The organism is Thalassospira profundimaris (genome assembly GCF_003326795.1).
Lineage (GTDB): Bacteria > Pseudomonadota > Alphaproteobacteria > Rhodospirillales > Thalassospiraceae > Thalassospira > Thalassospira profundimaris_C.
On record NZ_JPWI01000001.1, the window covers coordinates 46,339 to 71,941 of the forward strand.

At 54.0% G+C, this 25,603-nt stretch carries 26 protein-coding genes and 1 other RNA gene; 15 read left to right on the plus strand and 12 right to left on the minus strand.

What is annotated here, in order from left to right:
• Positions 1-175: 175 nt before the first annotated feature.
• The gene (locus TH30_RS00230) at positions 176-1,858 is read right to left on the minus strand and encodes an EAL domain-containing protein (RefSeq protein WP_114096110.1); all 1,683 of its coding nucleotides are present in this window, start codon (positions 1,856-1,858) and stop codon (positions 176-178) included.
• Between the two features lie 428 nt (positions 1,859-2,286).
• Here TH30_RS00230 and TH30_RS00240 point away from each other — a divergent pair, with 428 nt between their 5' ends.
• The 3 genes from TH30_RS00240 to dapE all read left to right on the plus strand — a co-directional run bounded on the left by TH30_RS00240 (position 2,287) and on the right by dapE (position 5,284).
• Complete coding sequence (locus TH30_RS00240) at positions 2,287-2,982, plus strand: pyrimidine 5'-nucleotidase (RefSeq protein WP_114096112.1); 696 nt, start codon at positions 2,287-2,289, stop codon at positions 2,980-2,982.
• A gap of 194 nt (positions 2,983-3,176) precedes the next feature.
• Entirely contained in the window at positions 3,177-4,022 is an 846-nt protein-coding gene (gene dapD, locus TH30_RS00245; protein ID WP_114096113.1) for a 2,3,4,5-tetrahydropyridine-2,6-dicarboxylate N-succinyltransferase, read from the plus strand.
• 122 nt (positions 4,023-4,144) lie between these two features.
• A complete protein-coding gene (gene dapE / locus TH30_RS00250) occupies positions 4,145-5,284 on the plus strand; it encodes a succinyl-diaminopimelate desuccinylase (protein ID WP_114096114.1) in 1,140 nt (379 codons plus the stop codon).
• Here the strand turns inward: dapE and TH30_RS00255 are convergent, their stop codons facing one another.
• Positions 5,285-5,965, minus strand: a complete 681-nt coding sequence (locus tag TH30_RS00255; RefSeq protein ID WP_114096115.1) for a TetR/AcrR family transcriptional regulator — start codon at positions 5,963-5,965, stop codon at positions 5,285-5,287.
• A 173-nt stretch (positions 5,966-6,138) separates the two neighbouring features.
• Between TH30_RS00255 and TH30_RS00260 the strand changes: the two genes are divergently transcribed.
• Entirely contained in the window at positions 6,139-6,807 is a 669-nt protein-coding gene (locus TH30_RS00260) for a glutathione S-transferase family protein (RefSeq protein ID WP_114096812.1), read from the plus strand.
• A 136-nt stretch (positions 6,808-6,943) separates the two neighbouring features.
• Here TH30_RS00260 and TH30_RS00265 read toward each other — a convergent pair whose 3' ends face one another.
• Positions 6,944-7,552, minus strand: a complete 609-nt coding sequence (locus TH30_RS00265) for a glutathione S-transferase family protein (RefSeq protein WP_114096116.1) — start codon at positions 7,550-7,552, stop codon at positions 6,944-6,946.
• 158 nt (positions 7,553-7,710) lie between these two features.
• On the opposite strand from TH30_RS00265, the gene TH30_RS00270 reads away from it, so the two are divergent.
• A complete protein-coding gene (locus TH30_RS00270) occupies positions 7,711-8,589 on the plus strand; it encodes a LysR family transcriptional regulator (RefSeq protein WP_114096117.1) in 879 nt (292 codons plus the stop codon).
• Between the two features lie 59 nt (positions 8,590-8,648).
• Positions 8,649-9,023, plus strand: a complete 375-nt coding sequence (locus tag TH30_RS00275) for a DUF1636 family protein (RefSeq protein WP_114096813.1) — start codon at positions 8,649-8,651, stop codon at positions 9,021-9,023.
• On the opposite strand, the gene TH30_RS00280 is transcribed toward TH30_RS00275, so the two are convergent.
• Together TH30_RS00280 and nudC are read right to left on the minus strand one after the other, a co-directional pair.
• Positions 9,020-9,820 (minus strand): transporter substrate-binding domain-containing protein, encoded by an 801-nt coding sequence (locus tag TH30_RS00280; RefSeq protein ID WP_147251909.1) that lies wholly within the window; start codon positions 9,818-9,820, stop codon positions 9,020-9,022. The two genes, TH30_RS00275 and TH30_RS00280, sit on opposite strands and share 4 nt — an antisense overlap.
• Positions 9,821-9,910: 90 nt before the next feature.
• Positions 9,911-10,837, minus strand: coding sequence for an NAD(+) diphosphatase (nudC, locus tag TH30_RS00285; protein WP_114096814.1), 927 nt, complete (start codon positions 10,835-10,837; stop codon positions 9,911-9,913).
• 206 nt (positions 10,838-11,043) lie between these two features.
• Here nudC and TH30_RS00290 point away from each other — a divergent pair, with 206 nt between their 5' ends.
• From TH30_RS00290 to recR, 6 genes are all read left to right on the plus strand, one after another.
• Positions 11,044-11,487 (plus strand): hypothetical protein, encoded by a 444-nt coding sequence (locus TH30_RS00290; protein WP_114096119.1) that lies wholly within the window; start codon positions 11,044-11,046, stop codon positions 11,485-11,487.
• A gap of 69 nt (positions 11,488-11,556) precedes the next feature.
• Positions 11,557-12,069, plus strand: coding sequence for a hypothetical protein (locus TH30_RS00295; RefSeq protein WP_114096120.1), 513 nt, complete (start codon positions 11,557-11,559; stop codon positions 12,067-12,069).
• 63 nt (positions 12,070-12,132) lie between these two features.
• An RNA gene (gene ffs, locus TH30_RS00300) (signal recognition particle sRNA small type) lies at positions 12,133-12,227 on the plus strand.
• 156 nt (positions 12,228-12,383) lie between these two features.
• Positions 12,384-14,279, plus strand: coding sequence for a DNA polymerase III subunit gamma/tau (locus TH30_RS00305; RefSeq protein ID WP_114096121.1), 1,896 nt, complete (start codon positions 12,384-12,386; stop codon positions 14,277-14,279).
• Positions 14,276-14,599 (plus strand): YbaB/EbfC family nucleoid-associated protein, encoded by a 324-nt coding sequence (locus TH30_RS00310; protein WP_114096122.1) that lies wholly within the window; start codon positions 14,276-14,278, stop codon positions 14,597-14,599. Before TH30_RS00305 ends, TH30_RS00310 begins: the two co-directional genes overlap by 4 nt.
• Positions 14,600-14,715: 116 nt before the next feature.
• On the plus strand, positions 14,716-15,309 hold the full coding sequence (gene recR / locus TH30_RS00315; protein WP_114096123.1) for a recombination mediator RecR: 594 nt from the start codon (positions 14,716-14,718) through the stop codon (positions 15,307-15,309).
• Positions 15,310-15,460: 151 nt separating this feature from the next.
• Here the strand turns inward: recR and aroQ are convergent, their stop codons facing one another.
• From aroQ to TH30_RS00350, 7 genes are all read right to left on the minus strand, one after another.
• On the minus strand, positions 15,461-15,907 hold the full coding sequence (gene aroQ / locus TH30_RS00320; RefSeq protein WP_114096124.1) for a type II 3-dehydroquinate dehydratase: 447 nt from the start codon (positions 15,905-15,907) through the stop codon (positions 15,461-15,463).
• 63 nt (positions 15,908-15,970) lie between these two features.
• Entirely contained in the window at positions 15,971-17,842 is a 1,872-nt protein-coding gene (locus TH30_RS00325; protein WP_114096125.1) for a bifunctional sugar phosphate isomerase/epimerase/4-hydroxyphenylpyruvate dioxygenase family protein, read from the minus strand.
• 118 nt (positions 17,843-17,960) lie between these two features.
• The gene (locus TH30_RS00330) at positions 17,961-18,620 is read right to left on the minus strand and encodes a GntR family transcriptional regulator (protein WP_114096126.1); all 660 of its coding nucleotides are present in this window, start codon (positions 18,618-18,620) and stop codon (positions 17,961-17,963) included.
• Positions 18,621-18,629: 9 nt separating this feature from the next.
• The gene (locus TH30_RS00335) at positions 18,630-19,478 is read right to left on the minus strand and encodes a shikimate dehydrogenase family protein (RefSeq protein WP_114096127.1); all 849 of its coding nucleotides are present in this window, start codon (positions 19,476-19,478) and stop codon (positions 18,630-18,632) included.
• Positions 19,479-19,489: 11 nt separating this feature from the next.
• A complete protein-coding gene (locus tag TH30_RS00340; protein WP_114096128.1) occupies positions 19,490-20,758 on the minus strand; it encodes a TRAP transporter large permease in 1,269 nt (422 codons plus the stop codon).
• On the minus strand, positions 20,755-21,237 hold the full coding sequence (locus TH30_RS00345) for a TRAP transporter small permease (RefSeq protein ID WP_114096129.1): 483 nt from the start codon (positions 21,235-21,237) through the stop codon (positions 20,755-20,757). The genes TH30_RS00340 and TH30_RS00345 overlap by 4 nt, the downstream gene beginning before the upstream one ends.
• 106 nt (positions 21,238-21,343) lie before the next feature.
• Entirely contained in the window at positions 21,344-22,369 is a 1,026-nt protein-coding gene (locus TH30_RS00350) for a DctP family TRAP transporter solute-binding subunit (RefSeq protein ID WP_114096130.1), read from the minus strand.
• A 437-nt stretch (positions 22,370-22,806) separates the two neighbouring features.
• On the opposite strand from TH30_RS00350, the gene TH30_RS00355 reads away from it, so the two are divergent.
• The 3 genes from TH30_RS00355 (at position 22,807) to fliW (ending at position 25,494) form a co-directional block, all read left to right on the plus strand.
• A complete protein-coding gene (locus tag TH30_RS00355) occupies positions 22,807-23,541 on the plus strand; it encodes a Crp/Fnr family transcriptional regulator (protein ID WP_114096131.1) in 735 nt (244 codons plus the stop codon).
• Positions 23,525-24,898, plus strand: coding sequence for an adenylate/guanylate cyclase domain-containing protein (locus tag TH30_RS00360; protein WP_114096132.1), 1,374 nt, complete (start codon positions 23,525-23,527; stop codon positions 24,896-24,898). The genes TH30_RS00355 and TH30_RS00360 overlap by 17 nt, the downstream gene beginning before the upstream one ends.
• Positions 24,899-25,008: 110 nt before the next feature.
• Positions 25,009-25,494, plus strand: coding sequence for a flagellar assembly protein FliW (gene fliW / locus TH30_RS00365; protein ID WP_114096133.1), 486 nt, complete (start codon positions 25,009-25,011; stop codon positions 25,492-25,494).
• Positions 25,495-25,603 lie beyond the last annotated feature (109 nt).

Here is a 25,603-nt window from a genome sequence, read left to right on the forward strand (position 1 = left end):
TTGGTCACAAGGTTTTGTCTTTCTTGTATCGATCTGCTCACATCCTCCATTGAATTGAAATCAATAGAATTTCTTATTCCTGAATTTCAACCGTCGTCAAAACGCAACAAGGCCACCCTGAAGGTGACCTTGTGACAATGAGAAATGCAGTCTCAGCTTGGTATAGCGACTTTTACTATCGCCGAGGGGAAGCATCACGCCAGTAAAGGCTGATATCGGCCTCGGGTTTGCCAAACAGATAGCCTTGTGCGAAATCAAAGCCCGCCTTGGTGATCAGTTCGCGCATCTCGTCAGTCTCGATCATTTCACCAACCACTTCGACATTGATCTCGTGGCACAAATCGACCAGCGACCGCATGAAAGCCTGTCCCTTGCCGGTTTTCATCGACTGGCGAATGGATTCCCCGTCGATCTTCACATAATCGACTTCCATTGCACTGAGATAACGGAAATTCGACGCACCGGTGCCAAAATCATCCAGACAAATTTCAATGCCCAGTTCGCGGAAACGGGCAATCCATCTTGCAGCTGTATCGATATCCTTGATTTCCGAGGTTTCGGTAACCTCAATCATCAACTGGCCAAGCGTTTCACGGTTACGTTCGAACAATGCGATCGCTGACCGGCAGAAATCCGGGTTTTCCAGTGAATGACCGGAAATATTTACGGCAACCCGCACTGTGATCCCGGATTGAAGCTGTGACTTGATCCATTTAAGATTTCTGCGCAACATCGCCAGATCAAGCCGATGGACCATATTGACCTGTTCGGCAAAGGCAATCAGGTCCTGTGTCGGGATCAACTCCCCGGCGTCATCATAGAAACGGACCAGAACTTCGAAGTGATGGATCTCGGCATTGGGCAGACGCACAATCGGCTGATAGACCGTGTCGAATTTCAGTCGGTCAACCCGCATCCCGAAATCCTGCATCGCCGAAAAAGTGCTATTGACCAGATTATCTGCCTGCCCCATCAGCCGCGAGAAGGTGAAACCGTGATCCTGACGATCACAGAACCGGCGAATGGAATACAGAACCCCGCGCGCCAGATCGCCCGGCGGGATGACCTCGGCAGTGAAATCAGTCACGGTTGAGGTGACCTCTACCCCGATGCCTTTGGGGTCGGCATCGCGCACGCATTCCTCTATCCGCCTTTCAAGATCGCCAATCGGCACATCGGGCCGATGCAGCATACCGAATTTCTCGGGGCCAAGGCGCCCGGCCGTATCCCCCGCTACCGAATGGGCGCGCAAAAATGCGCCGACACTTGCCATCAGCTCATTGCGTTCAAGCTGCGCCATGCGCTTGCACAGCGGGTCGAACGCATTAAGGGTCATCAGGGTGAATTTGTGCTCCGTACCGGTTTCACGCTGGGCGACCAACCGTTCTGTCACGACTTTTGACAGGCTTTCTTCATCAAGAAGACCCGTCGCATTGTCGCGCTGGATCGATCCGGCAATATCGGGTGGCAGCGAATTGATCGCCACACGCAGGGCAACAAAGAAGTGATCGCCAAGATCAGGCAGGAAATAGCCGCTCATAGAGACAGGCGGACTAAGCTGTTCATCATGCTGGGCAAAGCGGACCTGAATATTATCCATGCGTCCGCGTCTGCGCGCGACATGCAGCATTTCAGCAACCAATGGCCTGAACTGTTTGGCCAGAAAACTTGTGAAAAGTTTCCCCGAAAGTTCCTGTGGACGACGGCCAAGGATACCGTCCGACGCACCGGAGGCAAAAACGATCCGGAAATCGCCATCCAGCTCAAGAAGTAGATCGCCCCATACAAAGGCCAGTGCCGCAAAACGGTTGCGTTCGTTTCGCAATTCGGTTGTTCGAGCTTTTATCAGTTTATCCAATGCGCCCTCTCACGCTGCCCGCAATCAGCGACATTTTTCACTTCCCCCGAACTCAAAAAATGCCCTCTCCGCCATTCCGGCTTTTTGAGATGATCAGCCCTTTATGCTTAACAAGGGTTTTACAAACTCGATCCTGATTATTCTTGCGAATAACCATCCTTTTGCAAAATCGCCCCGAAACTCCCGAACAGTCTCTAGAAAACGGGGCAAATTGGCACCAAAGATTTCATATATCTTTGTTCTTGCAGCGGGTTTTAAACCCCCACCCCCGATAATTCGACCTTTAAGTGGCTGCATCAGACGCATAACAACAATGCCAAATTGCAGAAGACCGGGCAGATGTTTCCAAGCGCGACCAGATCGCTTACAACTAGGAGCACAATATTTAGTCGCGCCCCCGATATTTTACCGATCAAGGCCACCTGACCATGACCATCTCTGCCAAAAGCCCTGTCACCCTGCCGCGTCTGACTTCAGAATCCGTGCTGATCTTTGATCTCGACAACACCCTTTATCCGGCAAACTGCGATCTGTTTTCACAGGTCTCGGACCTGATTGGTAAATATGTCCGCGAGACGCTCAAGCTCGAAGCTGATGCCGCCCATCGGGTGCAGAAGGACTTTTTCCATCGTTATGGCACAACCTTGCGTGGCCTGATGACCGAACATGACATCGATCCGGCAGACTATCTTGCCAAGGTTCATGACATTGATCTGTCAGTAGTGCCACCGGCACCGGAACTGGCCGAGGCCCTTGATGCCCTGCCCGGAAGGAAGCTTATTTTCACCAATGCGTCGCGCGGCCATGCCGAACGCGTGATGGATCGTCTTGGCATTATCGACCGGTTCGAGACGATCTTTGACATTGTTGATGCCGATTATATCCCCAAGCCGCAGCAACAGCCCTATGACCGCCTGCTTGCGCGTGATCGCGTTGACCCTACGCAGGCTGTCTATTTCGAAGACATGGCCAAAAACCTGTTACCGGCCAAAGACATGGGAATGACCACGGTTTGGGTGAATACCGATGTCGAATGGGCCCAGAATGGCAGCGACGATCCCCGCATTGATCACCAGACCAGTGACATTGTCGGGTTCCTGCGCACTCTTGCGGCAACTTACTGACAAGCGACGCGATTTGTCACGGTTCCAGGATTGAGCTTCCCGGCCTGATCCGCTATGTCTATCGCGCAAAGGGATCAGGAACGGAGAAATGCCCGAAACGGGCGCTTCTACGCAAACTGGCGGAGTTGACTTCATGGGCTGCATTGACCATTCTCCGCCCGACAGATTTAGGCTGACCGCAAGGACCTTCGAAAATGAACAGAACTGAACTTGAAGGCGTGATTAACGTCGCATGGGAAAACCGCGACGAAATCAGCTCCGCCACCCAGGGCGAAATTCGCAAAGCAGTTGATCAGGCGCTTAATGCCATGGATCGCGGTGAATTGCGCGTTGCCGAAAAGACCGGCGGCAAATGGGTTGTCAATCAGTGGGCCAAAAAGGCGGTTCTGCTGTCTTTCCGCCTTAATGACATGACCACCATCGCAGGTGGCCCTGGCGAAAACACCAACTGGTGGGACAAGGTTCCGTCCAAATTCGAAGGCTGGGGCGAAGCCGAGTTCAAACAGGCCGGTTTCCGTGCCGTTCCGGGCAGCATCGTTCGCCGCTCGGCTTATGTCGCACCGGGCACCGTCCTGATGCCAAGCTTTGTAAACCTTGGCGCCTATGTTGATACCGGCGTAATGGTTGATACCTGGGCAACCGTTGGATCCTGTGCGCAGATCGGTAAAAACGTTCACCTGTCAGGTGGTGCGGGTATCGGCGGCGTTCTTGAACCGCTTCAGGCCGGACCGGTCATCATCGAAGACAATGCCTTCATCGGCGCACGTTCGGAAATCGTCGAAGGCGTTATCGTCGAAGAAGGTGCTGTCATTTCGATGGGTGTCTTTATCGGCGCATCGACCAAGATCATCGACCGCACCACCGGCGAAACCTTTGTCGGCCGTGTTCCGGCCTATTCCGTCGTGGTTCCGGGCAGCATCCCGGGTAAACCGCTTCCGGACGGAACCCCGGGGCCGAGCCTTTATTGCGCGGTCATCATCAAGCGTGTTGATGAAAAGACCCGTTCGAAGACCTCAATCAATGAATTGCTGCGCGACTGATTTCTGTTCCGCGCAACATTGATGATCTATAAGGGGCAAAACGGCCAGTTCGTTTTGCCCTTTTTCGCACAAACATCCTGACCGCATAACAACCGGTCAGAAACCGAACAAGAGATTGCCCGATGTCTGCCGCCCTTGAACTTGCCCAGTCACTGATCCGTTGCCCGTCTGTCACCCCGGCGGATGCTGGCGCGCTTGATGTCTTGCAAAAGGCGCTTGAAGCGCGCGGCTTTGACTGCAAACGCAAGGTCTTTGACGGCGATGGCAGTGATGCCATTGATAACCTTTATGCCCGTCTGGGCACCAAGGGACGCAATTTCTGCTTTGCCGGCCACACCGATGTCGTGCCCGCGGGTGACACCAACGCCTGGACCGTCGACCCGTTTGGCGGCGAGGTGATTGATGGCCGCCTGTTCGGGCGTGGGGCAGTTGATATGAAAACCGGCATTGCCTGCTTTGTCGGGGGCGTCGATGCCTTTCTGGCGGCACATCCGGATTTCGATGAATCCATCTCGTTCCTGATCACCGGCGACGAAGAGGCCGATGCGATCAATGGTACCGTCAAGCTGGTTGAATGGTGCGATCAGGAAGGCGAAAAATTTGATTGCTGTCTGGTTGGCGAACCGACCAACCCGAAATATCTGGGCGAAATGATGAAAGTCGGTCGCCGGGGTTCTGTTACCGGCTGGCTGACCGTGTTTGGGGCACAGGGCCATGTTGCCTATCCGCATCTGGCAGATAACCCTGTGCCGCGCATGATCAGAACGCTTGATGCCCTCAATTCCCGTGAACTTGATCAGGGCACCGATCACTTCCAGCCCAGCAATCTTGAGATCACCACCGTTGATGCTGGCAATGCCGCAACCAACGTGGTTCCGGCCAAGATCAGCGCGGCCTTTAACATCCGCTTTAATGATCAGCACACTGGTGCTGATCTGAAAAAATGGATTGAAGAAACCTGTACCGAACATGCTGGCGCGCATGAGCTTAAGGTCGAAATCTCGGGCGAGGCATTTTTGTCCAATCCCGGAAAACTCGCCAATCTGATTGCCGATGCCTCGGAAAAAGTCACTGGCAAGCGCCCGGAGATGAGCACCACGGGCGGCACATCCGATGCCCGTTTCATTCAGAAATATACCGAAGTCGCCGAGTTCGGTCTGGTCGGGCAATCCATGCACAAGGTCGATGAACACGCCATGGTCGATGACATCGAAAACCTTGTTACGATCTATGCCGAAGTCCTTGCCGGTTTCTTTGACTGATCAGGCCGTTTTCTGCGCATTTTGCGACGAAACCCCGTCAGCCTGCCGGTTATTGAGGATGGTATCGCGCGTGGCGTTCAATATCTGATCGGCTGTTTGGTCATCCACCGCCCGGCTCAGGACCACAGCACCAACCATCATCGCCAGCATTGCCGCGGAATCCCGTTTGTAATTTTCGGGAACATTGCCCAACTTTGCCCCGGCATCAATATTGATGTGCCGATCAATCCCCGGCACATCATCCTCTTTGGCAAGCTTCCAGGCGAGCTTTTCGGTTGCATCGGTAATCAACCGGGAAAAAGCCTCCCTTGCACGATCTCCTGATCGCGAAACTTCGGCCGACAGGGTTGGCAAAACACATCCCTTGTCGGGGTTTTCAACATGCAGGCGCGACAGATACAAGGTCGCAAAGGTCGTCACCCAGTCTTTGCCACGCCTTTCGGCTTTGCGAAGTTCGGCCAGAACCGGCGAGGATAGCAACGACATACCGTTCTCCACACAGGCGACAAACAGGTCTTCCTTGTTCTTGAAATGGGCATAAAAGCCACCGCGCGTCAGCCCGGCTGCAGCCATCACCTGATCAATCGTCACATTTTCGAATCCGGCTTTTTTGAACAATGCGGTTGCCGCATTGACGATACGGATCCGGGTCTTTGGTTTATGCGCGGGGCTATAGGGCATTTTGATCTCCGTTTGGTGGTCTGAGGATTGACCAAGCGGAACTATGGCACAGGCCAATAATATGTTCTTGAACATATTATGTGCTTGGCAATCCTGTCTGCAAGTTCGGTTTTCAATTCCCGCCCAATGCGACGGGCAACAAAGCCCCAAGCAAGCAGCAAAGGACGCCCATCATGTCAGACGTAATCATTGTCGGAATGCCGCGCAGCAACCTGACACGCACGGTTCGCATTGCCTGTCTTGAAAAGGAAATCCCGTTCGAATTCACCAGCCGCAATGTCCAGACACCGGGCCAGAATGCAACGCCAACCGTGTTGCGCCACAACCCGTTTGGCAAGGTGCCCGTGCTGATACATGGATCATTCGTGCTTTATGAGACGGCGGCTATTTGCCGTTATATCGACGATCATTTCCCCGGCCCGCTTTTGCGGCCTGTCCCGGCGCAAAAGATCGCGCGCATGAACCAGTGGATCAGTCTGGCGATGACACGACTGGATCAGAACATCATTCGCAATTTCGTCATTCCGATGGTCTTTGCCGATCATCAGCGCCGTCATGATCCCGCATTTGCCGCCGAGATGACCAGACTTGCCGATGTGATCCGTCATGATCTTTCGGTGCTTGATAAGGCCTATGCCGATGGCTGGATCATGGGGGAACGTTTCACCCTGCCTGACATGATGATCATGCCGATCCTGCATTATCTTAACGCCATGCCCGGCGGCACAGGAATGCTCGAAGACGCACCAATGGTGCTTGATGCCTATCACCGCTTCAAGGCCAGAAGTTCAGCCGTGCAGACCGATCCGCTTTTGCCCGAACAAATTTTGAAATCCGCGTGATTTCATGACCGCCGCCCCGATGTTCCCCTTAATCGCATCGGGGTATCTGGCCACCACAGGCGGGGAAGTCTTCCTTCCCCCATTCCCCCGGAAGCGGGTGGATTTCCTGCCGGTGGTGGCCCTTTTTCAGTCCAGATTACGGGGTCCAGGTAATCGGAACATAACCCGGCAATGCTTCGATCCGGGCAAGCCAGTCCCGAATGCCCGGATAGTTCGCAAGACTGATTTTTCCAAGTTCGGCGCGGTGCGTATAGGCATAAAGCGAGATATCAGCAATCGTAAGGGCCTCACCCACCAGCCAGTTATGCCCAGACAGCCGCTTTTCCATCAGATCAAGCGCACGCTTTGCACCGGCCTGTTTCATCGGTTCAAGGATATCGGCATTTTCCGGCAGCCCCTTGATCTCATACCAGGAAATCAGGACAGCAACGTTGGGTTCATGGTCATATTGCTCAAAAAACAGCCACCCCATCATTTCAGCCCGCTCATACCTGTCATGAGGGATGAAATTGGTGCCTTCGGCCAGATAGCCCAGAATGGCGTTGCTTTCGGCCAGTACCCGGCCATCATCAAGCACAAGGGCCGGAATTTTTCCGTTCGGGTTGATCTTTGCCAGATATTCCGGTGTACGTGTTTCACCCTTCATGATGTCGCGTTCGACATACTCAAACGGTTGACCCAACATGGAAAGCAGCAAACGGACTTTATATCCGTTCCCCGACATCAGATAGTCGTTCAAAATCATCGTGAAATTCCTTGTGGCACATGCGTCAAAAGCATTCGCGTTAAAGCATTGGCCGGCCAGGTGCGATATTTGCCGCTGGATGAATTTCAAACAATCGAATAGTTTTGACCCAATTGTTCAAATTAATTGATCATAAATTCTGATCAAAGGAATAGACCATGGATTCCGATCTGCTTCGCAGTTTTGTTGCCTTTGCCGAATGCGGCAGTTTCAACCGTGCCGCTGATCGCATCGGGCGCACGCCATCGGCATTTTCCATGCAGATGAAGCGACTTGAGGAGCTGGTTGATAACAAACTGTTTGAACGCGACGGGCGCAATGTGCTTCTGACCAATGATGGCATCACCTTTGTCGGATATGCGCGACGCATCCTGTCTCTTCAGGACGAGGCAATGGGCAAGCTCCGCACACAGGATGCGACCCGGCCGATCCGCATTGGCTGCCCCGATGATTATGCCCAGAAAATCCTGCCGGTCGTTCTGCGCGGTATCCGCAACGTATTTCCCAACGCGACTTTCTTTGTCTCGGTCAATCCGACCATCTTGCTGCAACGGATGCTTGATCAGGGGGAACTTGATATCTCGCTGGTCAGTCGATCCGCCATGGGCGAGGAAGGCTATTTCCTGCGTCACGAGCCCGGTGTCTGGGTGACCTCGCCCGTTCATCGCCAGCATGAACTTGATCCGCTGCCACTGGTATTGCCCGCCGAGGACTGCAAATTTCATGCTTGGGCAATTGATGCCATTTCAAAATCCGGCAAGCCTTTTAACCTGTTTGCCACCACCCGTCAGGCCGCATCGCTTTTGCATCTGGTCCGAGACGGACTTGGGGTCGCCGCCCTTGCAGCGGCAAGTGTCACCGATGAATTCCAGATTCTTGACAGTCGCGATGGTTTCCCGCCCCTGCCTGCGGTCGGGGTTGCCGTGATGCTTGCAGAAAATTCACATCCGCTGGTCAGTCGCCAACTGGCTGCCGCCATACAGGATTATGTCAGTCAAAATCTTGAAGATGACTTGACCGAGACCGCCGCAAGCTGATTGGATGCGCGCCCCGCTTGACGCGCAACCAGAAACCTCGCCACAAAAAGATTGATTTGATGACCACCAAACCACGCCTGAATATTTGCATCACCTGCACGGCCTCGAATGCCGACGCGCAAACCGATCCGCGTCACGGCAAGATGCTGTTTGACCGGATGGTTGAACTTTGTGCCGAGCGTGATCTTCCGTTTGATCTGCGTCCGGCCGAATGCCTGACCAATTGCAAATCGGGCTGCTCGGTTGCGCTCAATGGTTCGGGTAAGTGGGGATATGTCTATGGCAATGTCGATCCTGAAACCATGATTGATGATCTTTGTGATCTTGCCACACGATATGCCGATAGCGATGATGGCATTGTCGCCTGGCGTGAACGGCCTGAAACATTGCGCCGGAATGTCATCGCGCGCATCCCGCCACTGGACGGGATTTAGCCCGATACGCCAATGTGAAGCTGACGCCAAAGACGTTCGACTTCACCGCTGGCAATAAGTTCGGCAACCAGCTTGTTAAAGGCATCAAGCGGAATGGCTGAATCTTTCGACAGCACCGAAACCAGATCATAGGTTGCATCGGGTTTGCCTGCGATCACCAGACGATTACGCATTCCGGGATCCTGGACAAACTGACGGGCCAGAAATCCGGCTGACACGACGGCAATCGGTGCTTCGCCGGCAAAAAGTCCGTCCAGAACTTCAGCTTCGTTATACCGCAGCAACACATTGAAGTTCTTGCGCAAATATTCCGGGTCGCCATTGTAGTCTGCAAAGCCGTAATGGAACCCCAAAACACACAGCATGCGATGTGCGGTTACATCGGAAAACAGTTCCTGTGCATCTGTTCGGCTCGATAGCGCCAGATAGATATCTTTTTCCCGGACGATGGGATCAGAGTAATGAACATCGTAATCCGGCCAATCCCACTGCGCACTTTCAAGCAACACAAGATCAAGCTCGCCATTCATCAGCGCCTGGTATCGGCGACGTGAAGATGTCTCTGCCAGCTGGAATTGATACTCATCCTGCAATCCGTTGAGCAGATTGATCAGTTTGGGAACGATACCCCCTGCCTTGCCATCCTGATAGAAATAGACAACCCCGTATTCATAGGCACCGACCTTGACAATTATCGGGTCAGCAGCCCTTACCGCGTTGGTTCCGGGGAAAAAATAAAACGCGCAAAATGCCAGAAACACTGCCAGCACGTTCGATTTTACACGCATTTTTCCCAAGGGCTTTTATCCTGCGACGTTGTTCCCAGAAATGTGCACTGCGGCAAAAACCATCCGGGGGATTACCCGTTCACCTTGTGCTGTCACTTTCTATATGCGTCGCGCGCACCAGTTTTCCAGAAGGAATCGTGCAATTGAGATCGGTCGCGGCAAATTAATTCCCTTTTGTGGAAGTGCTGCAACCTCTTCGCGATGCACCCACATGGCAAATTCGATCTCTTCCTGATCGGGGAAAAGCTCGGTTGTCTCGGCTTCGGCGACAAAGCCCAACATCAGGGAACCGGGAAACGGCCAGGGCTGCGATGCCACATATTGCGGCCGCTTGATCCGGACACCGACTTCTTCATGGACCTCGCGTGCAACCGCCTGTTCAAGGGTTTCACCCGGCTCAACAAAGCCTGCAAGCACAGATACCATGCCGGGCATGAATTGTGGGGACCGGGCCAGCAATACGTGATCCTGATGATGGATCAGCATGATCACAGCCGGATCGGTTCGCGGAAAATGAGCCTTGCCACAAGCGGGGTTTGAACATTGCAATCTGTAACCGGCCTCTTCGATCCGGTTGGGATGACCACATGCCCCACAAAACTGATGCCCGCGATGCCAGTTGAAAATGGCGCGCGCCTGTGCGGCCAAGGCCGCTTCGTCACTTGAAAGGGCGGCCATCCGGCTACGCATGTCGCCAAACCCGCCGCCCAGTGCGCGCACCGCATCGTCGCGTTCGGGCATGACGGGGGCGATATCAACCGCAATCACCGGCCCCTGTGCATCACGCCCGATATAAATCCAGTGCCCGCCATTGAGATCAACATCAAGATGCGGGATTGCCGGTGCGCCCAGCACCACCAGTTCATGGGCATCCATTTCCTCGGGCCAGGCAAAAAGCGGATCACCGGCATGGCAAATAACGATGCGAAGCGATTCTTCGGCCAACAGAATCTGCTGCCAGTTCTCGGTCTTGCGCAGCAGCGCGTCACGATCAAGATCGATGGATTCGTAAAATTGTCGTGCCATCATCTGATCCATTCAATTTCTGATTATCAAAGTTGATCTGCCGGGTCTCAAAAGCGGTCGGAAGGCTGTTCAAAACTTAGCGGCGCTTTGTCAAAAGGCAACCATATACAGGCCAGATTATCTGGATCATGCCATAAATCTGGTCACATCAAATGAATGCCTCCGTCGGTTTTCCTGCAAGATATGCAACCTGAAAGGAAAACATCATGTTTGAAAAACTGACGTCTGCCGCAACATGTTCGATTGGCACATTTGTTTTGCTGACGCTTCTTGGTGGAACGGCACAAGCCGATGTCGATATTTATCGCGGTGTAGATGCCAAATCCAATGGCAATGCAACCCTTTCGCCCGGTCAGTTCAGCTTCAACCCAACTCTTTCCAACTTCATTCAGCCCCAACTGGCTCCGGTGTTAAAACCGTGTAATTATCGGTTCACCGTTATCCTCGATGGTGAACCTGATGTCGGCGCACATGGTCCCGTTGCTGGTTTGGAAGGCTATACCGCGCTGTTTGATAATGACCCTGAGGGGCATTGGGGTATCATCCAGCCAGAAGGCGTCAGTGCAGATGACGCCAAGGCCGCCGTATCAGCCTTCGCACAGCAGAACAGACAAAACGTCGTAAATGGTACGCAGGACAACTGTCGGTAAGTGAAGTCATAGACCCATGACCATACGCCATCTCGCATATTGCTTTCACCAGACATTTTGCACCGCGAGATGGCGACATTCCTTGCCCTGCCATCCGGGAGGCAACGTTCTGATCTGCTTGCCATATGCACCGACCCAATACACCCGCCGATTATCCGCGCCCTGCGGGTCGATACCAAAACCGTGATTGAGGATAGCGGTACGATCTATGGCGCTTTTTTATCAGCAATCCACTGTTTCTCTGCGACGTCCGATCTTGGAGCCCTGTCTGGAAGACAGCTTGGGCAATGTCTTGATTTTGTACCAACGGACAGTTTAACGACCAATCGCCTCCCCAATCCGGCGCGGGGGCGCCCTCTGGACAAGTCGATATTCAAGAAACTCAAAGCCCCGTTGATCGCAAGTGCTGGTCAAATTCCAGCCCAAGCCGGATATCTGTCGGAAAATGATATCTCCCGATTGCTCAGGATTCTCGATCTTCCGTTGGAAGGACTTGAAAAATCGGCAGTTACCGCAATCCGGAAAATGTTGTTGCAAGCACAACGCCAAGACAAGGCGTTGTTATTGCTGATTGATCAATAGCGATCTGAAATTTTCGGGCATCTTCTCTTGCGTTTTGGAACACCTTGCGCGATATAGGGGGCGAGAGGCTGGCAGTGGACGGACCGCTCGCCAACCCGGTCAGGACCGGAAGGTAGCAGCCGTAACGAGTTTTTCCGGGTCGCTGTTCAGTCTCTCACCCTTTTCAATCCCCCCGACATCCCCTTGTTTTTTGTCATGTGCCTTACATCTTCGGGCATGTGGTTTTTTGTATGGGAAATTTCCCACTTGGTCTTTCCCATACGGTCGCGAAGCTGCTAAAACCGAACAAGATTACAACAATCCGGACCGGATGAATGAGCGATCAGATCGATACCGCCAATCAGGACATGCCCGAAAGTGACGCCCCCGCGCCAGACGCATCTGCAGCCGCAGATACATCTGCGCCGGTAAAAGGTGACGCCACCGACGCCGCGCCCAAAAGCGAGTATCAGGTTCTTGCGCGAAAATACCGCCCGAAAACCTTTGAAGAGCTGATCGGGCATGGTCCGATGGTCAAAACCCTGTCAAATGCCCTTGAAAGCGGGCGTCTGGCCCATGCATTCGTTCTGACCGGGGTGCGCGGAATTGGTAAAACCACCACGGCCCGTATCATTGCGCGTGCGCTGAACTGTATCGGTGCCGATGGCAAGGGTTCGGCGACCATCGAACCATGTGGTGTGTGCGAACATTGCCGTGCGATTGCCGAAGACCGCCATGTCGATGTTCTGGAAATGGATGCCGCGTCGCGGACCGGCGTTGATGACATTCGCGAACTGATCGAAGGTGTGCGCTATCGCCCGACATCGGCCCGCTACAAGATTTACATCATCGACGAAGTGCACATGCTTTCGAAAAGTGCGTTCAACGCGCTTCTTAAAACGCTTGAAGAACCGCCAGAGCATGTGAAATTCATCTTTGCGACAACCGAAATTCGCAAAATTCCGATCACGGTCCTGTCGCGCTGTCAGCGTTTTGACCTTCGCCGTGTTCAGACCGACGAACTCGCGGCCCACTATACCCGCATTGCCGGGCTCGAAAAGGCCGAGATCGAGGAAGAAGCCGTCGCCCTGATCGCCCGTGCCGCCGATGGGTCTGTCCGTGACGGTATGAGCTTGCTTGATCAGGCCATTTCCCATGGCGCAGGCAAAGTCACAACCCAGCAAGTCCGCGACATGCTGGGGCTTTCGGATCGGTCACGCATTTTCGATCTGTTTGATTTCACCATGAAGGGCGAAATCAACGAGGCGCTTGAGCTTTTGAGCGCACAATATGCACTGGGTGGCGATCCGGCCGTAATGTTGCAGGATATGCTCGACCTGACCCATTGGTTGACCCGTGTGAAACTTTCGCCCGAGGCGGCCAATGATCCCGGCGTGTCGCAGATCGAACGCGAACGCGGCAAGGAAATTGCGGCCAAATTGGCAATGCCACAGCTTACCCGTGCATGGCAGATGCTGCTTAAGGGGCTTGAAGAAACGCGCATCGCGCCTTCGCCCATTCAGGCCGCCGAGATGATCCTGATCCGTCTGGCCTATGCCGCGGAAATGCCATCGCCCGGTGATCTGATCAAAAAACTGCGTCAGGATATGGCAAATGGCGGTGCCGGTAACGCCCCGCAGGGTGGTGGTAATGGCGGCGGTTCTGGTGGTCCGGGCCCGCGCATGCAGGTGGTCAATGGTGGTGGTGCCACCGCCGTTGCACAGCGCCGTCCCGATCCGCTTGGCGAACCCGAACAGGTCGAGCAGGTCGTCTATGCCAAAATGCCTGAAAGCTTTGCCGAGGTTGCGGAACTTCTTGCCAAGGACCGCGAAACCACCGGCATTGCCATGCAGGTTAAAAACTATATGCATCTTGTGAAATATGAACCGGGCCGGATCGAATTCCGCCCGGCACGGGGTGCGCGGTCGGACCTTTCGACCCAATTGATCAAGGCGATGAATGCCCTTACCGGACATCGCTGGCTGGTCAGTGTTTCCGAACGCGAGGAAGGGGCACCGACGTTAAAGGAACAGGAACTCGAGGCACTTGAACAGCGCAAGGCTGATGCCTCGCAGGATCCGGTGGTCAAAGCCGTGCTTGACGGTTTGCCAAACGCAAAAATCGTTGCCGTCCATCTGCCACCCGGACAGGAATTGTCCGAAGGTGAAGAAGACGAAAGCGGTTCAGTATATGACGACGCATTTTATCTCGAAGGAGACGACGAGCTATGAAGAACCTTGCAGGGATGCTGAAACAGGCCCAGCAAATGCAGACGAAAATGCAGGAAATGCAGGAAAGTCTGGTTGAACTCCAGGTCGAAGGCCAGTCCGGTGCGGGCATGGTCAAGGTCATGCTTAATGGCAAAGGCGAAATGCGCGGCCTTTCGCTTGATAAAGGCATCGTTGACCCCAACGACACCGAAGTTCTCGAAGACCTGATCGTGGCGGCCTATAACGACGCCAAGGTCAAGGTGGAGGCCGCCGTTCAGGAAAAGATGAAAGACGTCACCGGCGGCATGAACCTGCCGGAAGGCTTCAAACTGCCATTCTGATGAGCAGCCAGAACCGGATTGATAGGCACTTTTGAAGTGCGCGACAAAGGGTGGCATTGCGCCGCCCTTTGTTTTTGATACAAGATCAGAAACCTAACACCACATACGGGATCACCATGACCGGACGGGAAATCGAAAATCTGATCAAGCTGTTGTCGCGTTTGCCCGGCCTTGGCCCGCGATCGGCACGGCGCGCGGTGTTGCAGATGCTCAAGAAACCCGAAACCCTGATGATCCCGCTGGCCGATGCCCTGCACGAAACAGCAGCGGCCATGACCACCTGTGCCAATTGCGGCAATATCGATGTCACCGATCCTTGCCATATCTGTGCCGATCACAATCGTGGAGCCGATATGATTTGCGTGGTCGAGGAAGTCCAGGACCTTTGGGCGCTTGAACGCGGTGCGGCGTTTAAGGGGCAATATCATGTTCTTGGCGGTACGCTTTCGCCGCTTGATGGGGTCGGCCCGGATGATCTTAAAATCGATCAGCTGGTCAATCGGGTGCGCAATGGCGGGGTCAATGAAGTGATCCTTGCCACCAACGCCACGGTCGATGGCCAGACCACCGCCCATTACATCACCGAACGGCTGATTGAAACCGGGGTCAAGGTCACGCGCCTTGCCCATGGTGTGCCGGTCGGCGGCGAGCTTGATTATCTTGATGACGGCACCCTTGCCGCTGCCCTGCGCTCGCGCAGCGCGGTCTGACAAAGCCTGAACCTGTCTCGATTTCTGTGACGCAAAAGAAAAGGGCAGCTTTCGCTGCCCTTGATCCTGACATGTGTCGTGATTTTTCAAATCAAATATTTCAGCTATTTCAGTCAAAATTGAATATATGACTGACTTACTCAAGGGCTGTTTACTTGGCCTTGATTTTCTCGGCGGCCAAGCGCGTTGCCAGCTCATAGCCATATGCCCCTGCACCGGCCATCACCGCATCGGCCACCGGACTGATCCAGCTTTTATGGCGGAATTCCTCGCGGGCGTGGGGATTGGAAATATGCAGTTCGATGATATAGCCATCAAAGGTTTTTAGCGCGTCATGAATGGCGGCAGATGTATGGGTATAGGCACCGGCATTGATGATAATCGCGGCTGATTTCAGGCGCGCCTCATGGATCAGATCAATGATCGCGCCTTCGTGGTTGGACTGCCCGAAACGCACAGAAACATTCAGCTCTCTGGCCAATTCAACGCATTTTTCCTCGATGGTCTGCAAGGTGTCATAGCCATAGATTTCCGGCTGACGCTGCCCAAGCAGGTTCAGGTTCGGTCCGTTGATGACAAGAATTTCCTGCACGCTCATTTCTCTATTCCCACCTTTATGCCCTGTCACAGCCCCCAATCCTGTGATCTTTGGGGGCCCTGTTTATTTCGCCGCGTCGCTGCGCCGGTTCATGCGTGTTTGTGATGCCAAACGGATTGGCGCATTGGCCGCCCCGAACCCACGATACGCCCGACGCTCCACCAGTTCAAAGAAGAAACGATTGGCAAAGGTCCGCGTATAGGCCTGATAATATTCGCCTTCGTCATCACGATCATAGAGAATATTACGCGCACGCAAACGATCAAGCAGTTCCGGTTCCAGACCAAAGCGCGCTTCGATATCATCATAATAGTTTTCCGGGATCGGTAAAATCTCGACCCCGTTTTCCGCACAATAGTCGACCGAGGCAAAGATATCCTCGCTTGAAAAGGCCAGATGCTGCACACCGCTTCCGAAAAACTCGTTGAGAAACTGGGAATGCTGGGTATGGGGGCTTTGTGAACCATTAAGGATCAAGCGCACCGCATCACTTTGCACCACCTGACTTTGCACAAGCCCGCCCGGATCAGGGATATCAAGGGTCGGCATCTTGCCAAGATCAAAGATCGAGGTGAAATACAGAAGCCAGGTCAGCATTTCCTCATACTGCATCGAGTATGAAACGTGATCGACAGCACGCAGCTTTGCCTTTGCGCTTTGTTCAGTCCTGGCCGGTTCAAATTCGACGTCCCAGATGCGCGACAATTCGCTGTGATCATCCAGGAAATAAACCAGACTGCCGCCGACACCGCGGATCGCAGGCATTTCGATCTCGCCTTCGCCCACCGCCTGACTGAACGGTGCGGCAAGCAATGATTGCGCACGATCAAGGGTCGCCTTGGCATCATCAACCTTAAGGCCGACTGCACAAACCGACGGGCCGTGAACGATGTTATAGGAATGCGCAAAGCCATCCTTGTCGCAATTGATCACAAGGTTGATGTCACCCTGTTTCCACCATGTCACGGCCTTGGTTTTATGACTGCCGCGCTTTTCAAAGCCAAGCCCGGCAAACAGTTTTGCCAGTTTGTCGGCGGTTTCTTCCTCGACCGCAAATTCGACAAAGGCGACCTCCTGTGCATGGGCCTTGGGGGGCAGGGTTTTGGCCTTTTCACCGACCTTGACGCCTTCGATCCCGTCACCAAGATAGATCAGGGATCGCAAGCCATCCTTGGCAACGTTCTTGGTCGAGCTTGAGCGAAACTGATCATTGAAAATCTCAAGCGACAGCGGCCCGTCATAGCCGGTCATCGCCAGATTGCGCATGAACTCGGCCAACGGGAAATCCCCCTGTCCGGGGAAGCAGCGGAAATGGCGGCTCCAGGACAGGGCATCCATTTCAAGGATCGGGGCATCGGCCACCTGTACCAGAAAAATCTTGTCGCCCGGAATTGATGAAATCGCATCAAGTGGCACCTTGCGCGCCATGATGTGGAAGGTATCCAGCACCAGACCGACATTCGGGTGATTGGCACGGCGCACCACTTCCCAGCTGTCGCGATAATCGCTGATATGCTTGCCCCATGACAGGGCCTCAAACGCGATGCGAAGGCCGCGCTTGGCCGCCCGGTCGCCCAGTTCTGCCAGATCCTTGGCCGCCCGATCAAGCCCGCCGAGTGAATGGGGCGATACGTTCGAACAGACCATCAAAAGATCGGTGCCAAGTTCTTCCATCAGGTCGAATTTGCGTTCGGCCCGCTCGAACGCACGGGTGCGCTGGGGTTCGGGCATGCCTTCGAAATCGCGGAACGGCTGGAAAGTCACAAGCTTAAGGCCAAGATCACGAATGGTCTTGCCAACATCGGCGGGCGACCCGTCAAAGGACAGAAGATCATTTTCAAAAATCTCGACCCCGTCAAAGCCGGCAGCGGCGATGGCATCGAGTTTTTCCTGAAGGTCGCCAGACAGTGAAACTGTGGCAATCGAGGTCAGCATTTTATCCCTCCGGGCTACGCAAATAGTGTTCCGGCCGCGTCAGGACATGTGCTGTTTATAACCAGAATCTGGTCATTTGTTCGGGGAAAACCGCAATGTGGTGTCCCCATGCAGCAGGTCAGTCCTGTGAACGATGCCGGTAGGTTTCAATATGATCGGTCAATCTTGCAATCGCGGCCTCTGCATCACGTGCAAGGGCCAGTTCGCAAAGTGCGCGATGTTCATCGATAATTTCCTGCCCACGGAAACCGTGGGTTTTCAGTTCGATCACGACATAACGCCGGAACTGATCGAATATCTCGCGGTGAAGACGAAGATGAAGGTCCGACCCGCAGGCCGAAATCAGGGCCTGATGGAATTCGCGGTCATACTGGCTCCAGCGAACGGTCATTTCGCGGCTGTCTTCGACCATCATCTTTTTCTCGATGGCCGACAGCTTGTGATGTGCTGCGGCAACACGCGCTTCCCATTCGACATCGCCGTTCTTCATCGAAGCTGTGAGGCCATCGCGTTCAAGCAAAAGCCGCATCGCCGTCAATTCCTTGAAATTGGACGGCGATGTTTCAACAACCCGAAAACCCTTCTGGCCTTCGACAAAGACAAATCCGGACGCCACCAGACGATTGAGCACCTCGCGCAGTGTATTAACGCCAACGCTATAACGTTCGCGGAGCGCTTCAAGCTTAAGCTTCACGCCCGGCTGCAATTCGCCATACAGGATGTCGTCGCGAATTTCGTTATAGACCGTCTCGGCAACGGTACTACTGCTGCTGCTCATCGTTTTCCCCTACCCTGTCAATGCCTCGGGATAGGCATTGAAATATTCTGTTCTTGCAGCATCGGCATCAATTTCTGCCCCGCTGAAAACCTCGAATGCTTCAATACCCTGAAAGAAGAAGAGTTCAAAGCCGGTCATAACCTCAATCCCCGATTTCGCCGCTGATCGCAGGAACGCGGTTTCAACCGGGGTATAAACAGCATCAAAGGCCCATTTCTGCCCGCCAAACAGGTTGGTATCAAACGGACAGCCGGGATACTGGTTCATGCCAATCGGGGTGCAGTTGATCAGGCCGTCAGCCGATCGTACCGCATCGGCAAGATCATCTTGACCGATAAAGACGGCATTGGCACTGGCAGCGCGCATGGTTGCCACCAACTCTTCGCCACGTGCTGCTTCCTTGTCATGGATCAGGATTTTATCCGCACCCAGCCCGCGCAGTCCAAACGCGGTTGCAAGCCCGACGCCCCCCGCGCCGAGTTGCAAGACCGTGCCCGGCTTCGCATCGCCAAATTGCTGGCGATAGCCGCGCATGAAACCGACAAAGTCGGTGTTATCCCCACGCCAGCCATCTTCACGGAAGACAACTGTATTAACCGCACCAAGCGCCTCGGGCAGGCGTTTACGCGGCGTAATAAGCTTGCGCGCACTGGTTTTGTAAGGGTGCGTCACATTGACCCCGGCATAGCCGGTTTCCGCACATATGGTCAGCTGTCTGATCAGATCGAAATCAGCAATCTGATCGCTGTCGAGATAATCGTATGTAACATCCATCCCGCACATACGGCCCAGCAAAACGTGCAGTCGCGCTGACTGGCTCCGTGAAATGCCTTTACCGATAAGACCAAGCTTCAACATGGAAGGGTATCCTAAAATCCAAACAGGTTAGGCAAGAAGGTAACGATGTCGGGGACAAAGGTGATGATGATCAGCACCAAAAGCTCGACCACAAAGAACGGCATGATCGCCCGGATCATGCGTGCCATCCCGACCCCGGCAACGGCGTCAGCAACAAACAGACACAGACCCATTGGCGGCGTGATCAGACCGATCATCAGGTTAAAGATGACGATGATGCCGAAATGCGTCGGATCGATGCCAAGACTGATCGCAATCGGATGCAGGATCGGCACAAGGACAAGCATCGCGGCAATGCCTTCAAGCACAAGACCAACCGCCAAAAGCATCAGGTTGATCAGGATCAGGAAGGTCACCGGGCTGTCGACATAACCCAGGACAAATTTGCTGATCGATTGCGGAATACCGGCAAAGGTCATGAACCAGTTCGCTGCGGCAACCGTTGCCATAATGATCAGAATGCTTGAAGAATCGCGCATTGCACCGGCAAAGATGCCCGGAAGATCCCCCGGTTTAAGCTCGCGGAAGACAAATAATCCGACCACCAGCGCATAGAACACAGCAAAACTTGCGGCCTCGGTCGGTGTCACAATCCCCGCCAGGATCGAACCGATCACAAATATCGGCATGAAAAGCGGAATCAGACCATTCCACACTGCCTTGAGCTGCTCGCCCATCTTCATGCGCTCACGCGGTTTCGCGTAATTCTTTACGAAGAACCGCACATAAATCGAAAGCGCAATCGCCAGCAAAACACCCGGGACAATCCCGGCAAGGAACAATGCCGGTACCGACACATTTGTGGTGATCAGGGCATAAATAATGACCGGAATGCTTGGTGGAATGATCGGCCCGATCACAGATGACGCTGCGGTCAGTGCGGCGGCAAAGTCACGCGGATAGCCTTCCTTTTCCATCGACGGAATAAAGATTCGCCCGATGGCCGATGTATCTGCCACCGCCGATCCCGAAAGTCCGGCAAAGATCACCGATGACCATATATTGACCTGTGCGAGACCGGCCTTGGCATGCCCGACAAGGGCATTGGCCAGATTAATCACGCGCGAGGTAATGCCACTGGCATTCATCAGTTCGCCCGCCAGAACAAAAAGCGGGATCGCCAAAATGGTAAAGCTGTCCATGCCCGCAAAAATGCGCTGGGGCAGCAAATCAATGCCAAAGGTGCCGGTGCTGATATAGGCCACAAGGCCAAGCGCGATTGCAAAGGCAACCGGCGCGCCAATCGCAAGCAGCGCAAACAGGGTAACGCCGGTAATCATGCCTCACCCCCGGTCGAATTATTGTTGATAGCCGATGCCAGACGCAAGATCGCAGCAATCACAAGGCAGATACCGCCAATCGTGATGGCTATTTGCGCCCAGTACATCTGAATGCCGATGCCCGAGGCAACAATACCCCCGCGCTTGGCAGCAAAAATCCAGCCTGCGTAGGCAAGCACACCGCCAAGGATAAGGGTCGCGGCATCGACCACAATCGCAAGCTTGCGGCGCAAGGCCGCAGGCATCGTATCAATCACGATGCTGAACGTGATCTGGGAACCCTGCAGATAGGCGAATGCCACACCAAACATGCAGCCATAGATCATCGCGTATTTCGCGACTTCTTCGCTCCATTGCAGCGGGGAAGAAAATAAATAGCGGCTGACACTGCCAGCAAAGACAACACCAAAGACGACGAGGATACTGAACCCCGAAAGTCCGGCGAGCAAATGCTTGAACGCTTTCTCTACGCGTTGCATGGGTTCCCCCGGATCATCGCGGAAAATTCTTGTGCCTCTGGGGCACGGCGGCAGGAAAAAGGGCAGACCAGGCGCAAAGGAGGAGCCCCCGGTCTGCCAAAACCGGTTACATGGAAGCTTCTGCTTCGGAAACCGCTTTCTGGAGCTTTTCGATCCACTCGGCATCGATCTGACCCGAAAGCCAGCTGATCACTGCCGGCTGGGCGGCATCACGGAACGCCTTGAGCTGCTCGGCGGTCGGCGTGGTGACTTCCATGCCTTCTGCGGCAAGTTTCGCAACACCTTCGGCAGAGTTGAACTGCTGAATGGCACGGCCAACATTCGATGCAACACCGGCGGCGCGACGCAGAAGCGCCTGATCGGCCTCGGAAAGCCCCTGATAGACAGCTTCGTTGATCACGATGAAATCGGTGCCATATACGTGACGATCAAGCGTCAGGTATTTCTGCATTTCATAGAACTTGTTGGCATAGATCACGCTGATCGGGTTTTCCTGACCATCAACCGTACCGGTTGTCAGTGCAGTCGGAACTTCCGGCCAGGGAATCGGGGTCGGTTCACCACCAAGAGCCTTGACCATCTCAACGAACAGCGGAACGGTCATGACGCGAATTTTCAAGCCATCCATGTCTTTTGGCTCAGCAACTGTACGCTTTGAGTTGGTGAAGTTGCGGAAACCGGTTTCACCATAAGCCAGGGTACGAAGACCGGTTTTTTCAAGGCAATGTGCAGCAAGTTCGTCACCGAAACCGCCGTCCAGAACGTTCCAGGCAACGTTTGCATTCGGGAATACATACGGAATATCAAGAACGGCTGCCTCGGGGCAAACCTTGGAGAACGGACCCGATACCATCGACATGGCAAGCGTGCCGTCCTGGGTGTTCTGCAGAAGATCGGTTTCACCACCCAGCGCACCGGCCGGGAACAGTGCGACCTCAATACGGCCACCCGACTCTGCTTCGACAATATTTTTAAAGACCTGGGATGCTGCACCTTTTTTTGAGGTGGTCCACTCTGCCGGGTCAACATGGGCAAAGTTCAAGGTCACGTCAGCTGCTTGCGCGGAATAGCCAAATGACGCAGCAACCATGGAAACGGCACCAAACAGGGCACCTTTGGAAATCATCTTCATTACATCCTCCCTATTGAACGACATCCCGCAGACTGTGGTTGCTTGTAACAATCTTGTTCTTGCGCAGTCCGGTTTCGGAATTAGGATAATTTAAAAAATATAGGAGATTTTGTCAAACATTCTATATTTTTAAAAAATCGGCTGTTTCCCTGCCTTTCCGGCTTCTGACTGTCACATCAAGCCATTTTCCCGGGACCAGACAAAAGTGTCTCCACCAGTGTCGCTTGCCTCCACATTGGCCCTCAGAACAAAATCGCCAAGCCCTTCCAGGCTGGCTTAACACTGCATCTTGCTGTTTCATAAAGGATCATTTGCCTTTGAGGCCAACAATGGCGGATTCGAAAACAGCTTGCTGCAAATCCGGTTATTTGTGCTACTTTGGCTGAGAAATTTGACGATTCGCCCCTTGAAGTAACGCTATTTCCAAAGTGAATCCCGTGAACAGTGTCAACGGCCCAACATCACCGCAGCTTGCAAAGATCGCTTCGCGTATTCTGGCGGGAAGCTTTTTGTTCGAGGATCTTGATCCCGAACTGCTTGAACAACTCTCCAGCCAGGCGACCGTCCGCCGGTTCGAAGATGGTCAGCTGCTGTTTGAAAAAGGCTCGCCTGCCGATGGTCTTTATGCCGTCGAGGCCGGTAAGGTTCGTATTTCCTCGGTCTCGGAAACCGGCAAGGAAATCGTTCTGAACGTGTTGGCACCCGGCGCCGTATTCGGCGAAATCGCCCTGCTTGATGGTGAACCCCGCACGGCGAGTGCGCGTGCCGTCGGCCCGACCCGGACCCTGTTCATCTCACGTGATGACTTCTTTGAAATCTTTGACCGCGAAGCCCCGCTGCGCCGTCACATCACGGCTCTTCTGTGCCGTCGGTTGCGCTGGGTCAGCGATCTTCTTGAAGATGCCAATTTCCTTGATCTTACCGCACGCCTGATCAAACGCATTCTGTGGCTTGCCGAACGTCATGGCGGCCCGGACCCCGAAGGCATTCGTATCGCACTTCCCCTGTCTCAGCAGGAACTTGGTCTGATGCTTGGCGTGACCCGTGAAGCCGTGAACAAGAAGCTGCGCGAACTCGAAAAGCAGGGGATGATTACCCGGCGCGATGGTCGCCTGATCATCAAGGACAGCGACGGTCTTAAACAACTTCTTGCTGATGCCATCAAAAACTGAACCCTCGGATTCATTATTTGACCGCCTTGTCGCACGCGAGGAAAAGCGCGGACTGATCCTTGTTGCGTTTCTGCGCATCTGCATGCTGGCCTTCATCCTGTTGCTGTTTAGCAAACCGGATTCGCCAACCGGCAAACTTTATACCCTGCTTGAAGTTCTGGGCTGGTTCATCCCCGGCGTTCTGATCCAGCTGTTTGTTGCCTTTCGCGGTGGCAAAACATACTGGATGATCTATCTGCTCGCGGTCGTTGATGCCGTTCTGATCGTTTATGTCTCAATCGTTCCCGACCCGCTCAATCCCCTGATTGATCATCCGGCCTGGTTATACGGGTTCATTGTCCGTGATCGTGGCGTCGTCTTTTCGATGATCATGATGGCGCTGGTCATCATGACATTCTCGCCGCGTCTGATCCTGTGGTTCGGCTTCTGGCTGTTTATATCCTGGTGTGGAGCGATATGGTGGCTGGCAACACGACCGGGCGTCATTGTGTCCCAGCATTTCGGCGATGAATGGAACCCGACCCAGCAGGAACTGATTGATACCTATAACCTGCCGGAATTTGTCGATATCTCGTCACTGGCCGAACAGGTGATTATCGTCATTGTCTTCACACTGGCCTGTGCGGTGATGGTTTCGCGATTGCGGGTTCTGATCAACCAGTTTGCCGCAGCCGAACGGGCGCATGGCAATCTCGCGCGCTATTTCCCCACGGCCCTTGCCGACCAGCTTGCAGATCGTGATGAACCTGTCCGGGTTGGCGAACGCCGCGAATGCGTCATTCTGTTTGCCGACATTATGGGCTTTTCACGGTTTGCCGAAAAACGTGACCCGCAGGAAGTCATGCGGTTCCTAAACCAGTTCCACCAGATCACCACCAGCCAGATCGGAGCCTATGGCGGGATTGTCGAAAAATATATCGGCGATGCGGTAATGGCGAGTTTCGCCGCCTTTGACAATCTTGAGCATCCGGCGGCCAACGCGCTTTGTGCCGCCCAGGCCATCCTCAGTCAGGTCGCCGAATGGCAGGCCCGCGATCCCGCCGATGGGGACGCGCCCCTTAAAATCGGGGTCGGACTTAATTTCGGCGCGGCTGTTGTCGGCGATATCGGACAACGTGAAGCCATGACACCGGCCGTTATTGGTGCCAGCGTCAACCTTGCCGCCCGCCTTGAACAGGCAACCCGCGAGCTTGGCAGCGATATGGTGATCAGCATCGACTTCGCCCAAAAGCTGCATCAGGAAATTCCTGTTTGCGCGCCGGTACTTATGGCGCAATATAGCCAGATGGATAGCATTCACGTCAAAGGTCTTAGCGAGCCGGTCGCCGTTCTGTACCGTCCGTCAGACCAAAGCTGATCGTAAAACCGTGACTTGTCTGCCAACCCCTTGAAATACGGGCATCCGCGCCCAAAGTGCTTTGCATAAAGATCGCCCAACAGGACATATGATCCCCGCAGGAGGAAGCGATGGTAACGACGTCTGACGCGAACACACCGGCTACGGATACAGTTCCGACCGCCGTAAAGCTGACAACCCTGTTTGGGGAACGCGAATTTGCCTGGGACAAGGCGATCTATTTCCCGGCCGGTCTCAAAGGTTTTCCCGACCATAACGTGTTTGCACTGGCAAGCTTCCCGGGCGATGGCGCAACACCCTTTATCCTGATGCAATGCCTGACCGAACCGGAACTGGCCTTTATCGTTGCACCTTACAATCTTGAAAGCGGCACGATCCGTCCCGAACATCTTGAACAGGCCTTCAACATTCATGGCATCAAGAAAAATGACGGTGCGGTTCTTTTGATCGTGACCCTGCACAAGCCAGAAGACAGTGACGTCGTCATGTCACTTAATCTGCGTGCACCGATCATTATCGATACCTCACGTCAGGCAGCCTATCAGCATCACCTGCCCGAAGCCGGTGGCTATTCATTCCATCATGTTCTGAATTGACGTTTTCGGGCCACGGGCCAAACGCCGATCTGTTTCATGCCGGGCAAGACGCATCCGCCGTCTTGTCCGGTTTCTTTTATGTGCGAATTCATGCCTGTCGGGGTGAAAT

Coding starts and splice junctions, on each gene's coding strand:
- TH30_RS00240 (WP_114096112.1), top strand. CDS start 2,287: ATGACCATCTCTGCCAAAAGCCCTGTCACCCTGCCGCGTCTGACTTCA.
- dapD (WP_114096113.1), top strand. CDS start 3,177: ATGAACAGAACTGAACTTGAAGGCGTGATTAACGTCGCATGGGAAAAC.
- dapE (WP_114096114.1), top strand. CDS start 4,145: ATGTCTGCCGCCCTTGAACTTGCCCAGTCACTGATCCGTTGCCCGTCT.
- TH30_RS00255 (WP_114096115.1), bottom strand. CDS start 5,965: ATGCCCTATAGCCCCGCGCATAAACCAAAGACCCGGATCCGTATCGTC.
- TH30_RS00260 (WP_114096812.1), top strand. CDS start 6,139: ATGTCAGACGTAATCATTGTCGGAATGCCGCGCAGCAACCTGACACGC.
- TH30_RS00265 (WP_114096116.1), bottom strand. CDS start 7,552: ATGATTTTGAACGACTATCTGATGTCGGGGAACGGATATAAAGTCCGT.
- TH30_RS00270 (WP_114096117.1), top strand. CDS start 7,711: ATGGATTCCGATCTGCTTCGCAGTTTTGTTGCCTTTGCCGAATGCGGC.
- TH30_RS00275 (WP_114096813.1), top strand. CDS start 8,649: ATGACCACCAAACCACGCCTGAATATTTGCATCACCTGCACGGCCTCG.
- nudC (WP_114096814.1), bottom strand. CDS start 10,837: ATGGCACGACAATTTTACGAATCCATCGATCTTGATCGTGACGCGCTG.
- TH30_RS00290 (WP_114096119.1), top strand. CDS start 11,044: ATGTTTGAAAAACTGACGTCTGCCGCAACATGTTCGATTGGCACATTT.
- TH30_RS00295 (WP_114096120.1), top strand. CDS start 11,557: ATGGCGACATTCCTTGCCCTGCCATCCGGGAGGCAACGTTCTGATCTG.
- TH30_RS00305 (WP_114096121.1), top strand. CDS start 12,384: ATGAGCGATCAGATCGATACCGCCAATCAGGACATGCCCGAAAGTGAC.
- TH30_RS00310 (WP_114096122.1), top strand. CDS start 14,276: ATGAAGAACCTTGCAGGGATGCTGAAACAGGCCCAGCAAATGCAGACG.
- recR (WP_114096123.1), top strand. CDS start 14,716: ATGACCGGACGGGAAATCGAAAATCTGATCAAGCTGTTGTCGCGTTTG.
- aroQ (WP_114096124.1), bottom strand. CDS start 15,907: ATGAGCGTGCAGGAAATTCTTGTCATCAACGGACCGAACCTGAACCTG.
- TH30_RS00325 (WP_114096125.1), bottom strand. CDS start 17,842: ATGCTGACCTCGATTGCCACAGTTTCACTGTCTGGCGACCTTCAGGAA.
- TH30_RS00330 (WP_114096126.1), bottom strand. CDS start 18,620: ATGAGCAGCAGCAGTAGTACCGTTGCCGAGACGGTCTATAACGAAATT.
- TH30_RS00335 (WP_114096127.1), bottom strand. CDS start 19,478: ATGTTGAAGCTTGGTCTTATCGGTAAAGGCATTTCACGGAGCCAGTCA.
- TH30_RS00340 (WP_114096128.1), bottom strand. CDS start 20,758: ATGATTACCGGCGTTACCCTGTTTGCGCTGCTTGCGATTGGCGCGCCG.
- TH30_RS00345 (WP_114096129.1), bottom strand. CDS start 21,237: ATGCAACGCGTAGAGAAAGCGTTCAAGCATTTGCTCGCCGGACTTTCG.
- TH30_RS00350 (WP_114096130.1), bottom strand. CDS start 22,369: ATGAAGATGATTTCCAAAGGTGCCCTGTTTGGTGCCGTTTCCATGGTT.
- TH30_RS00360 (WP_114096132.1), top strand. CDS start 23,525: ATGCCATCAAAAACTGAACCCTCGGATTCATTATTTGACCGCCTTGTC.
- fliW (WP_114096133.1), top strand. CDS start 25,009: ATGGTAACGACGTCTGACGCGAACACACCGGCTACGGATACAGTTCCG.